This window comes from Gilliamella sp. HK2, assembly GCF_001690265.1.
Lineage (GTDB): Bacteria > Pseudomonadota > Gammaproteobacteria > Enterobacterales > Orbaceae > Gilliamella > Gilliamella apicola_C.
The window spans coordinates 1-12,534 of record NZ_LZGV01000107.1; the positions used below are offsets into that span (position 1 = coordinate 1).

Below are 12,534 nucleotides of genomic sequence, written 5' to 3' on the forward strand. Positions count from 1 at the left end.
AAATTAACTAATTTTTCGAAAAAAGTAACTATTTATTTATAAATAGTTACTTTTATTTTTCAGGAGGTTTTATGAAAAAAACAGTTGTAATTAAGTTTACTATTCCAGTTAAATTAAAAGGAAAATGGAGTCAAGACGCGAAAAGAAATAATTTAACATTGACAAACTGGATTATTAATAAATTAAATTCAGATATTAAATTCGATTGTGATCAAGAGGTTCTTTCACATAACGACATTCCTCCGTCTCAACGATATTTTATAAAAGTTAGTGTTCCGACTGAATATAAGGGCTACTGGGTTTATGCTAGTAGGCTACGTGGAAAAAAATTACGTGTGTGGATTATTAATAAATTAAATCACGGTGTTATTTAAAGTTTTTTCTTTCTTTTTTCTTCTTTTGAGCGCTATCTATCATTTGATAGCGTCCGCTTCTTTTATGTTGTTTTTTCATTTTTGGTTAGGAGTCGAATTTATATGGTGGATTACTTTTATTTCTTTTTTTATGATCATTGTGCTTAGCATTATTTGTTATCACACTCTATTCAATTTTCTTTTTGCCTATTTTGCTCCCTTTAGCAATCCTATTCGCTTTAATCGCAAAACAGGTAAAGTGTATCTTTACGAAGCAGTGGCAATAAAATGGATGACGACACTTTGGTTGCCATTTAGTGCATTCAAGGATTTAAAAAAATACCAAATCAAAGTTTATGATTGGGTCGACTTTCATGCAGTATTGCAACGTTCATCAGGAGCCTTTGCTAGTGGTGGTACAATTGAACACTATACATTACTTGGCGTAGCTTGTAAGCCAAACAGCCACGAACTGATTGAATATATCTATATTGGTGAAACCAACCAATTTGCTTATGCTTGGAACTGGATCAGCCATTTTATGGAGCATGGAACGGACAGACCACTAAATAAAGCGGGTTTAAAATATATAGATTACAGCCGAGACGATGCCAAAAGTTTTATGGATGTTGAACCACGCATTAAAGTCACCTCAAAGCAAGTTGAGGGATTAGACAAAGCCTCGAAAGCCGGCTCTAAAGAAGAGCTAGCTCAAATTGAACAAGAATACCAACTGAATGGTACAGTTTATCTTGTTTATTAATAATGAAGTAATAATTAAAAAAATAAGTTATAGAAGTTATTCAGGTGCTTGCTGATTTTTTACTTAAACACCATGACTTCCTGAAACTTTTTTACAAGAGTTGGGCTGTTTTTTTGGTTTAGGTAATATGTGTGACAACCATTGTATCAATCAAAAATTTACCAATCCTAGCCCACAAACATATGAAAAAGTAAAAAGCATATTACGCATGTTTAATGCGAAACGATTTTAGATACAACGCCTTATGCATTTTTAGAGGGTTATTTTAATCATGAAGTGTAAATAACTCGGTGTTTTCTACATATACCTTATTGTTGTAATCAATTTTTATAACATAAAGTTTACAAATATTAAGTGAATTGATACGATGCAATCCATTTATCATTCTTTATATTAATTATGGCTTATCTTATTTTTGTAACAATTATTTGGTCGTTTTCGTTTAGTTTTATTGGTGTTTATATCAGTGGACAGGTTGATACTTGGTTTGCTGTAGTTATGCGTGTTTTGTTAGCATTTATTACCTTTTTACCTTTTTTATGCTTTAGAAATATTAAGCTTAAAACCCTATTTCTTTTAATGGGTGTTGGGGCTTGTCAATTAGGGATTATGTACTTTTTTTATTATAATTCCTTCCAATATATTTCAGTACCTGAAGTGCTGTTGTTTACCATTTTTACACCTATTTATGTCACGGTTATTTATGATTTACTGCAACGTCATCCATTAAGATTGAGTTACCTTTTTACGGCAATAATAGCAGTTATTGGTGCCGCTATTATCCGTTATGATCATATTAGTGCAAACTTTATTATTGGCTTTTTATTAATTCAAGGGGCTAATATTGTTTTTGCCTTAGGGCAGGTTGGTTATAAAAGAATTATGGAGATATATCCAATGCCTCAACATCAGGCTTTTGCTTGGGTTTACTTGGGGGCGGTAATTGTGGCAACAGTAGGTTGGTTGCTTTTTGGCGATGCATCAAAATTACCTACAACTATTTTACAATGGAGCATTATTATCTGGCTTGGCGTAGTGGCTTCTGGCATATGTTACTTTTTATGGAATTATGGTGCGACAAAAGTGAATTCGGGCACTTTGGCTATTATGAATAATGTGGTTATTCCAACAGGGATTTTGGTGAATGTGGCGATTTGGCATCAATCAATAGACTGGGTACGCTTTATATTGGGTAGTGTAGTCATTATGTTGGCACTATTGCTACACAACAAAGTTAAAATTGCTCATTAAGTTAAGAACAATAATCTGTAGGAATTATTCGCGTTATTGACAGTAATTTGAGAAACGTCCGTCATAAATAGACATAAAAAACAGAACTAACGTAAATCAAAGATTGCGATATGGCACTTATATCATAAAGAAAAATAACTACCACTGATTTGGCTAAACATTTTGATGAATCGTTCAATGATTTGTAACCTGCTAAAAAAGCCTGTTTGAAGCTATTTGTCTTCTTAACCAGTAGCAACAAACGTTATAAAACCATTAATCATGTCATTGATCATTTGGTTAAAATTTAAAAATCGATTAAAGATAAATTAAGACGGCAAGCCCAGTATGCATTTTTCAGGTGATAGGTTTTGTAAAAAATATTCAGGATTCTATACCGTTTGGTGATAAATTAAAACTCTGCAGTATTTTATTTGTTAGATTCAAAAGATAGAAAATGATTTATTCATTTTTATACACATAAGATGATTTTAAGTAAAACGCTTTAGGCATTGTTAGCAAATTATTTGAATCATGAAGTATAAGCAATCTGGTGTTGTGCTATAAATAACCGTTTAAGGTAAATGTGTCATAATTGATAAAATTAACGGTGTTGTAATAGAAGATAGCATCGTTGATATTAATAAGCTTGAAGCGATAGAGCCTTGCAACACTTCAAACTGCCTTGCCATCATATAACAATTTATCGCAATTGAAACTGAACTGAGTAATACCACCACTTGCAATTCTAAAGTTGGTAGTCCAATGAGTTTACCTAAAATATAGGTAACAATAGGTAACATAGCCAATTTTAATGTGCAGATAGCTGTTGTAATTAAAAGTTTATCTCGAATTTTATATTCCGCCAGTCCCATGCCTAAAACAATTAATGAAAGAGGTGCGGTCATCTCACTCACCATTTTGGTTGATTTATCGATAAAGTTAGGTAACGGTAAACCAATAAAATTCACTATAATGCCTGTAAAAATTCCAATAATAATGGGATTTTTTGCAACATTTTTAAAGGCTTTAACAATCCCTTTAGTCGAACATTTTCCCATTTGCACAAATTCAATAGAAACCGTCGCAAGTGTCCATAAAATTAAGGCATTAAAGATAACGATAATGGCAACAATGGGGATAGCATTATCGCCTAATAATATTTTAATAATAGGAATACCAACAAACACCGTATTGGTATAAATACTACCCATAGCAAACATTGTACTTTCTGAACCATTTAACTTAAATAATTTAGATGCAATTAGGCAACCAATTGCAAAGACAATAAAGGATCCACCAAAAAAGACGAATAACAGTTTTATATCGATTTGCGAATGTTCAGAAAAATGGCTCATGATCTGAAATAGCATGATGGGAAATGCAATATAAAAGGTAAATTTGGTTAAGCTATCGGTGACTGTTTTTTGCCAACGACCTACTTTAACCGCTAAAAAACCGAATAAAATTAGCATAAAAAGGGGCAGGGTAGATAAAAACTGCGCCCATAATGTTGTAAAAAATGCCATCGTTATTATTTTATTGATGATTGCGTATGAAGTACCATTCTAAGTCAGTTGATCGTTTTGAATCAAATTGATAGCCTTCTAAATTGAAATCTTTAATATCATCACTGTGATTAATTTTATTTTTTATAATAAATCGGCTCATTAAACCTCGCGCTTTTTTAGCATAAAAGCTAATCACTTTATAATCATCTTTGCTTTTATCTAAAAATATCGGTTGAATGATCTTAGCATTGAGCTGTTTTGCTTTTATTGCTTTGAAATATTCGTTTGATGCCAAATTAATTAATGTGGGATGTGATGATTTTAACAACTCGTCATTAAGTTTATTTGTTAATGATTCTCCCCAAAATTGATAAAGATTAGCATGGTTACCGTTTTTTAAGCGAATACCCATTTCTAAGCGATAGGGCTGAATTAGATCAAGTGGTCGTAATAAGCCATATAATCCTGACAAAATCCGTAGATGTGATTGAGCAAATTTTAGATCACTATCATTAAAATCTTCAACATGTAAGCCCTCGTAAACATCACCTTTAAAAGCCAGTATCGCTTGCCTTGCATTCTCAAGATTAAAATCACTATGCCAATTTTGAAAACGCTCATAATTAAGCTCAGCTAATTTGGGGCTGATAGACATTAATTGGGCTAAATTCTCTACACTCAATTTTTGACAATCTTGTATAAGGGTTTTAGTTGAGTCAATAAATTGAGGAAACGTATAATTTTGGGTTAATAATGGTGATTGGTAATCTAAGGTTTTTGCTGGTGAAATAATCATTATCATAACGTATTTTGCCTATTGTATTTTGCAATAAATCGGGCTATTTTACATCTAATTCAACCCAAAGGAGTAGCAAAATGAACGTAGATAAACAAGAAATGCACGATATCAAAGCTTGGCCTACTATTCGTGAAATATTTATTGAAATTGTCGACGCTATTTTTGAATTTTTTATAGGGGGGTTTTAGTTGAGTTAATAAATTGAGGAAGCGTATAATTTTAGGTTAATAATGGTGATTGGTAATCTAAGGTTTTTGCTGGTGAAATAATTATTATCATAACATATTTTGCCTATTGTATTTTGCAATAAATCGGGTTATTTTACATCAAATTCAACCCAAAGGAGTAGCAAAATGAACGTAGATAAAAAAGAAATGCACGATATCAAAGCTTGGGCTACTATTCGTGAAACATCTATTGAAATTGCCGAAGCTATTTTTGAATTAGCCAATAATGACGAAACTTTAGCTGAGCAGATTTGGTCAGAAGGGAGTGATGAAGTTTTAAAGCTCGCTTTTGCTAAAACTAAAGCTGATAGGCTGTTCTGGGGTGAGCAAACCATTGAACGCAAAAATATTTAGATTTTTATGAAGTTAACTTTTTTAGGAACAAGCGCAGGCTCTCCTACCGCACAACGTAACATGAGTAGTATTGTGCTAGATGTTAGGCAAGAAAGAGGGCGCTTATGGCTTTTTGATTGCGGTGAGGCAACTCAGATGCAAATGCAAAAAGCCAAATTTAGCCTTTCTAAACTTGAGATCCTCTTTTTAACACATTTACACGGTGATCACCTGTTTGGGCTACCAGGTGTTTTAACATCCCAATCTTTGATGCAAAATCAATCATCGTTAATTTTGGTTGGTCCAAAAGGTATTAAGCAGTTTATCGAAACGGTCATTGAAATTAGTGATTCTTGGTTAAACTACCCGCTTAATATTATTGAGCTTGAAAAAGATTGTACCGTTTTTGAAGATAACCAGTTTCGAGTTGAAGCAAAATTATTACAACACCGCGTGCCTTGTTTTGGTTATCGTATTTTATATAATGACCTTAAAAAAGGTCGGAAATTAGCGATTTTAGGTGACACAATACCTTGTGAAGCATCGATTGAACTTGCTAAAGATGTTGATGTTCTTGTGCATGAAGCAACACAAGAACATGCTTTAGCGGATAAAGCCATTGCGCGCGGTCATTCGACAACAACACATGCCGCAACAATAGCCAAGCAAGCTAATGCTAAAAAGTTAATTATGACGCATATTAGCCCTAGATATAGTTTACATGATAATGATAAATTGGTTAGCGAAGCTAAAAATATATTTCCTAATACCGAAATAGCCACCGATTTTTCCACGTTTGAAATTTAAACAAATTTCGCCGAAATGCTCGGCGAATAAGCGGCTGTTCTAAATACAAAAATCTTTAATTAATTGTTCTATTGTTGCTTTGGTTGGCTTTAAAAAATCTAATGAAATAAATTCATCGGGTTGATGTGCTTGTTCAATTGATCCTGGACCTAACACAATAGTTGGCGAGATTTGATTTAAGTATGGTGCTTCGGTACTATAATTCACTGTTTCGGCACTATGACCAACTAACTTTTCAATATGCTGTAATGCTGGATGATCTTTTTTGCATTCATAACCTGGAATAGGTGTAACTTCGTATTGTATTTCAATTCGATTTGGATATCTATCTATGACAGGCTGAAGTACGTCACAAAGAGCATTATAAAGCGAATCGATATCATTATTAGGCAATACCCGAATATCGATGACTAGTTCACAACAACCACAAATACGGTTTGCTGCATCGCCTCCATGAATAACACCTAAATTTAATGTAGGATAGGGAACACTAAACCCCTCATTGTGGTACTGCTGTTTAAATTGCTGTTTCAGGATTAATAAGCGTTCAATGACTAAATGCATCACTTCGATAGCGTTAATACCTTTATCTGGATCACTAGAATGCCCTGATTTACCAATTACTTTTATAGAATTAGAGATAAACCCTTTATGAGCACGGATGGGTATTAAAGATGTTGGCTCGCCAATAATGGTACAGTCAGGTTGAAGATTGGTGTTTTTAGCAAAAAATGATGCGCCAGCCATGGAGGTTTCTTCATCAGCGGTAGCTAAAACGTAAATTGGCTTGTTTAACTTTTTGAGATCAATATCACGTAACGCTTCTAAAATAAAAGCAAAAAAGCCTTTCATATCGGCAGTGCCTAGTCCATATAGCTTATTATCTTCTTCAGTTAGCTTAAAAGGATCTTTTGTCCATTGTCCTTCATCAAAAGGAACCGTATCGCTGTGCCCACTTAGTAATAAACCACCTTGCGTTTTATTGTCGCTGTTTGAATAAGTTGCTAGCATGTTGAATTTGTGTCGAGTATTGGGGACAGGCTGAATATCAATAGTAAAACCTAAATCTTCAAACCAAGTAGCTAACTTCTCGATAAGTGGTTGGTTAGAATAATCCAATTTTTCGTTAGTGACATTACTAATTGTCGGGATAGAGACAAGTTCGTTATATAGTGTTAAAAAAGAAGGGATAGCCATAAAATTACCTTTAAATATTACCTTTAAATAATAGCTTGAAAACATATATTTTTACATGCTGTAAGCATAACATTTACATTATCGTTTGCCTATAAATTACCATTCTTTTCAATCGGTATTTTATATATAGGATCATTAATTATCATTAAAGTTATTCCAAATAAAGTAATATGTGTTAATAAATAAAACACACATAATGATGAAAAAGCTACTGCTGAACTTTTAATAAGATAGTTTATTATTGCTAAATAAACATATTGATCATATGCTCAGGAAACAAGAAAATATCAAAAAATCCCCAGATAATGTCATTTTAATTGCTAATAAAATAGGTTATTTAGCTTGTCAACTACCAATCTAAATAGCTAGAAATACGCTTTAAAATAAAGAAGTGTTTATCGAAGGTAACTAATAAATTTGCCAACAGATAAGCTAAAGCGTAAAATGCCCATCCTATTTTGCTTAACCTATTACGAATAAGTAATACTGACTTGAAATCAGAGGCATTTTTTAATGACAACTTTATATGCAAAACCAGAGCTACTTTCGCCAGCTGGTTCCCTTAAAAATATGCGTTACGCTTTTGCTTATGGCGCAGATGCCGTTTATGCTGGTCAACCTCGCTACAGCCTACGTGTTCGCAATAACGAATTTAATCATGAAAATTTGGCAATTGGGATCAACGAAGCCCATGCCCAAGGCAAAAAGTTTTATGTGGTAGTTAATATTGCCCCACATAACTCTAAATTAAAAACCTTTATTCGTGATTTAGAGCCTATTGTAAACATGAAACCCGATGCTTTTATTATGTCTGATCCTGGGTTAATTATGTTAGTTCGTGAGCATTTCCCTGAAATGGAAATCCATTTATCGGTGCAATCTAATGCAGTTAACTGGGCTACAGTAAAATTTTGGCACCAGATGGGCTTAACCCGAGTTGTATTATCCCGAGAATTATCACTTGATGAAATTGCTGAAATTCGTGAAAAAGTGCCCGAAATGGAATTAGAAGTATTTATTCATGGAGCGCTATGTATGGCATACTCTGGTCGATGTTTACTTTCTGGTTATATTAACAAACGTGATTCCAATCAAGGTACGTGCACTAATGCATGCCGTTGGGAATATAAGGTTGCTGAAGGCAAAGAAGACGAAGTTGGCCAAATTGTACATAAATGTGAGCCCATCCCAGTGCAACAAGTAGAGCCAACATTAGGTATTGGGCAGACCACAAATAAAGTATTCATGCTTGAAGAGTCTGGACGCCCAGGCGAGTATATGCAAGCTTTTGAAGATGAGCATGGCACTTATATTATGAACTCAAAGGATTTAAGAGCGGTTGAGTTAGTAGGCGACCTGACTAAAATTGGTGTACATTCACTCAAAATTGAAGGTCGAACAAAATCTTTTTATTATTGTGCAAGAACAGCACAAGTGTATCGCCAAGCGATTGATGCCGCGAGCGAGGGTAAACCTTTTGATCCTCGTTTGTTACAAGAACTCAATGCACTTGCGCATCGCGGTTATACCGAGGGTTTTTTACGTCGCCATAAGCATGAAGAAATGCAAAACTATGAACATAGTCATTCAGTATCTGATAGACAACAATTTGTGGGTGAATTTAGTGGTGAGCGATTAAATGGTCTCGCGGAAATTATTGTAAAAAATAAATTTTCTGTCGGCGATAGCGTTGAAATGATGACCCCAAAGGGCAATACTACTTTTATTATTGAACGTATGGAAAATAGAAAAGGGCAACCAGTGCCAGCAGGACTTGGCGATGGTCATATTGTTTATATTCCCATTTCCGAAGATATTGATCTGAATTATGCATTATTAATGCGTAATTTTGATTAGTTAAGTTTAACTTAATACCAAAGCGCAGTATAGCTATTGCGCTTTTGTTTTTTATGTATTAAGAGGATATGAAAATGGATGAAAACATTTGAGAGAGTTGGCCACTGAGTTAGCTATGTAAAAAATGGTTGTAGAAAACGACTGTAGAAGACGACATCGCTAGTTTATGTTTAGTGAGTGGATTATGTCATACTCCTATAAAATATAGTAAAATAATAAAAGCTCCAAAGAAAAGTAGAGTTATATTTTTACTATATGTAATACAACAATTATGTTTAAAGGTTATTTTATTAATAAAAATCACAAAAAAGGAAAATTTTCATTATGATGCGAGTTGGATTATTTATTCTAACTAACTTAGCTGTTATGTTTGTATTTGGCATTGTTCTAAGTATCTTAGGTGTTGATTCACATAGTACGCTAGGTTTACTTATTTTTGCAGCACTATTTGGTTTTGGTGGATCTTTTATATCTCTTCTTTTATCTAAACGGATGGCTTTACGGTCAGTAGGAGGGCAAATTATTACTCAACCTAGTAATAATCAAGAACAGTGGTTACTTGATGTTGTTCGCCGTTTATCAACCGAGCTTAATATAAAAATGCCAGATGTTGCTATCTATCATGCTCAAGATGTTAATGCTTTTGCAACTGGTGCTACCAAAAATAGTTCACTGGTTGCAGTAAGTTCTGGTTTATTAAATACTATGACTCAAGATGAAGCTGAAGCGGTAATCGGTCATGAAATGAGTCATGTTGCTAATGGCGACATGGTCACAATGACTTTATTACAAGGAGTTCTTAATACTTTTGTTATTTTTATTTCAAGAATGTTAGCATCTGTTGTAGCTCAAGCATTGGATGATCGTAATCGTGGTTTATCACAGTTAACCTATTTCTTGATAGTTATGGTTTTTGAAACTGTATTTGGTATTTTAGCAAGCCTTATCGCAATGTGGTTTTCTCGTTATCGAGAATTTCATGCTGATGCTGGTTCGGCTAAATTAGTAGGCAGTACAAAAATGATTGCTGCGTTAGAAAAACTAAAAACCAGCCATGAACCAAGTGAAGATACTTCAATTCTGGCATTTTGTATTAATGGTGCGAAAAAAGCGAAATTTTCTGAATTGTTTATGTCTCATCCACCATTAGAAAAACGAATCAAAGCTTTACAGAATAGAACTTACCAAAACTAATCATTCTATAACAAAAATTATATACAAACGTACAATTATCTGAAAGCTTTTGACAAGCATTATTAAATTAACAATAATGCTTGTCAAATAAAGAACAGAGCGCCTATTAATCCCATTGTCAAAAGAGTTTATAATGCCATCCTATCATAATGCTAAAAATGAATTAGAATTACTTAGTCCTGCCAAAAATATTGAAATTGCACAGCAGGCTATTTTACACGGCGCAGATGCAGTATATATCGGTGGACCAAGCTTTGGTGCTAGGCATAATGCAGGGAATTCTGTTAGCGATATTGCCCAGTTAGTTGAATTTGCTCATCGTTATTATGCAAAAGTGTTTGTAACCTTAAACACCATTCTTCACGATAATGAGCTTGAACCAGCAAGGCAACTCATATGGCAATTTTATGATGCGGGTGTTGATGCATTAATTGTACAAGATATGGGAATTTTGAATATGGATATACCTCCCATTGATTTACATGCTAGTACTCAAATGGATATTAGAACACCAGAAAAAGCAAAATTTTTATCTGATGTTGGATTTTCACAAATAGTTTTAGCACGAGAACTTAATTTAACTCAAATATCTGAAATTAATAAAAAAATTGATTCGAAAATAGAGTTTTTTATTCATGGAGCACTTTGTGTGGCTTTTTCAGGTCAATGTTATATTTCTCATGCACAAACAGGGCGCAGTGCTAATCGAGGAGATTGCTCTCAAGCTTGTCGCTTACCTTTTACTTTAAAAGATGACCAAGGTCGTATTGTTGCTTACGAAAAACATTTATTATCAATGAAAGATAATAATCAATCGGACAATCTAATGGAGTTAATTCAAGCTGGTGTTAGATCATTCAAAATAGAAGGGCGCTATAAAGACTTAAGCTATGTAAAAAATATCACGGCATTTTACCGCCAAAAATTAGATAATATTTTAGCTAAATCATCAAATTTCCTACCTGCATCAAGTGGTCGTACCGAGCACTTTTTTACACCAGATCCTAACCGAACATTTCATCGCGGCAGTACTGATTATTTTATAAACGGTAGAAAACCTGATATAGGCGCTTTCAATTCACCTAAATTTATTGGTTTGCAGGTTGGTGAGATAACTAAAGTTACATCTAAAACTATCGATATCAAATCCGAGAAAATATTAACTAATGGTGATGGTTTAAATGTACTGATAAAAAGAGAAATTTTTGGATTTAGAGCTGACAAAGTAGAGAAACTTTCGGCTAATCAATACCGCATTTACCCAAATGAAATTCCCAAACCACTTTTTTCCATTAAATTACCTTATATGGTCAATCGGAATCTCGATCATATGTGGCAGCAAAATTTATTGAAAGAAACAAGTAATCGTCGCATAGGTGTATCATTTGAATTACATAATATCGAAGGCGGTATTGAATTAATAGCAAAAAGTGAAGAGGGTATTTGTGTTGAATTAGCATTAAAGGATGAATTTGATCTTGCAGAACAACCAGATAAATTTGTGAAAAATATTAGAGATAGCTTATCTAAAATAGGGCAAACAATATATCACTTAATTGAATTTAAAATGAATTTGTCAAAAATTTATTTTATTCCAAGTAGCCGACTAAATCAATTTAGAAGAGAAATTATCGATAATTTAACCACAGCTAGATTAGCCAATTATCATTGTAAGACACGTAAGCCAGAATTAAAACCAACACCAATTTACCCAGAGACACACTTAAGTTACTTAGCCAATGTATATAACCATAAAGCTAAGGAATTTTATGCACAACATGGCGTAAAATTAATTGAAAGTGCGTATGAAGCACACGAAATAAAAGATGATGTCCCACTAATGATAACGAAACATTGTTTACGATTTGCGTTTAATTTATGTCCAAAACAAGCAAAAGGAATCCAAGGAGTAAAAACCAAAGTAACGCCAATGAAATTGATTCAAAACAATGAAGAATTATTATTAAAGTTCAATTGTAAAGCTTGTGAAATGCAAGTTTGGGGAAAAATCAAAAGCCACATCTTAAAAAAACCGTTACCTGGTAGTGATGTTATTTTTATGACAAAGAATTAAATTACTATAATAACAAAAATAACAAAAAAATTTAGTTTTAAATTGATGAGAACAGATATAAAGCAGTAGTTTCAAAAAATAAAGTTAGTAATGCAAGCTGGAATTAATTCTATAATTACCTGTTTTGTAAACTAAGCTTATTCATTATCACTAAAGTGCCTATATGTGAAACTATACTTGGTTAATCAA

General features: G+C 33.3%; 11 protein-coding genes. 8 read left to right on the forward strand and 3 right to left on the reverse strand.

What is annotated here, in order from left to right; translation table 11 throughout:
- The first annotated feature begins 71 nt into the window (after window positions 1–71).
- The 3 genes from A9G45_RS12765 to A9G45_RS12775 all read left to right on the forward strand — a co-directional run bounded on the left by A9G45_RS12765 (window position 72) and on the right by A9G45_RS12775 (window position 2,367).
- On the forward strand, window positions 72–374 hold the full coding sequence (locus A9G45_RS12765) for a hypothetical protein (RefSeq protein WP_065567199.1): 303 nt from the start codon (window positions 72–74) through the stop codon (window positions 372–374).
- A 139-nt stretch (window positions 375–513) separates the two neighbouring features.
- Window positions 514–1,116, forward strand: a complete 603-nt coding sequence (locus A9G45_RS12770) for a DUF6708 domain-containing protein (protein ID WP_141673691.1) — start codon at window positions 514–516, stop codon at window positions 1,114–1,116.
- A 399-nt stretch (window positions 1,117–1,515) separates the two neighbouring features.
- Window positions 1,516–2,367, forward strand: a complete 852-nt coding sequence (locus tag A9G45_RS12775; protein ID WP_065567201.1) for a carboxylate/amino acid/amine transporter — start codon at window positions 1,516–1,518, stop codon at window positions 2,365–2,367.
- Between the two features lie 554 nt (window positions 2,368–2,921).
- Here A9G45_RS12775 and A9G45_RS12780 read toward each other — a convergent pair.
- Window positions 2,922–3,875 carry an AEC family transporter gene (locus A9G45_RS12780; RefSeq protein WP_065567202.1) on the reverse strand — a complete coding sequence of 318 codons (954 nt, stop codon included), beginning with the start codon at window positions 3,873–3,875 and terminating at the stop codon, window positions 2,922–2,924.
- A 10-nt stretch (window positions 3,876–3,885) separates the two neighbouring features.
- Window positions 3,886–4,659 carry a peroxide stress protein YaaA gene (yaaA, locus tag A9G45_RS12785; RefSeq protein ID WP_065567203.1) on the reverse strand — a complete coding sequence of 258 codons (774 nt, stop codon included), beginning with the start codon at window positions 4,657–4,659 and terminating at the stop codon, window positions 3,886–3,888.
- Between the two features lie 350 nt (window positions 4,660–5,009).
- Between yaaA and A9G45_RS12790 the strand changes: the two genes are divergently transcribed.
- Window positions 5,010–5,237: a YccJ family protein gene (locus A9G45_RS12790; RefSeq protein ID WP_065567204.1), complete on the forward strand. Its 228-nt coding sequence runs from the start codon at window positions 5,010–5,012 to the stop codon at window positions 5,235–5,237.
- Between the two features lie 6 nt (window positions 5,238–5,243).
- Window positions 5,244–6,023, forward strand: a complete 780-nt coding sequence (locus A9G45_RS12795; protein WP_065567205.1) for a ribonuclease Z — start codon at window positions 5,244–5,246, stop codon at window positions 6,021–6,023.
- A gap of 39 nt (window positions 6,024–6,062) precedes the next feature.
- Here A9G45_RS12795 and argE read toward each other — a convergent pair whose 3' ends face one another.
- The gene (argE, locus tag A9G45_RS12800; RefSeq protein WP_065567206.1) at window positions 6,063–7,220 is read right to left on the reverse strand and encodes an acetylornithine deacetylase; all 1,158 of its coding nucleotides are present in this window, start codon (window positions 7,218–7,220) and stop codon (window positions 6,063–6,065) included.
- A gap of 513 nt (window positions 7,221–7,733) precedes the next feature.
- Between argE and trhP the strand changes: the two genes are divergently transcribed.
- The 3 genes from trhP to A9G45_RS12815 all read left to right on the forward strand — a co-directional run bounded on the left by trhP (window position 7,734) and on the right by A9G45_RS12815 (window position 12,345).
- Complete coding sequence (gene trhP, locus A9G45_RS12805) at window positions 7,734–9,077, forward strand: prephenate-dependent tRNA uridine(34) hydroxylase TrhP (protein ID WP_065567207.1); 1,344 nt, start codon at window positions 7,734–7,736, stop codon at window positions 9,075–9,077.
- Between the two features lie 324 nt (window positions 9,078–9,401).
- The gene (gene htpX, locus A9G45_RS12810; protein WP_065567208.1) at window positions 9,402–10,271 is read left to right on the forward strand and encodes a protease HtpX; all 870 of its coding nucleotides are present in this window, start codon (window positions 9,402–9,404) and stop codon (window positions 10,269–10,271) included.
- 133 nt (window positions 10,272–10,404) lie between these two features.
- A complete protein-coding gene (locus A9G45_RS12815) occupies window positions 10,405–12,345 on the forward strand; it encodes a peptidase U32 family protein (protein ID WP_065567209.1) in 1,941 nt (646 codons plus the stop codon).
- Window positions 12,346–12,534 lie beyond the last annotated feature (189 nt).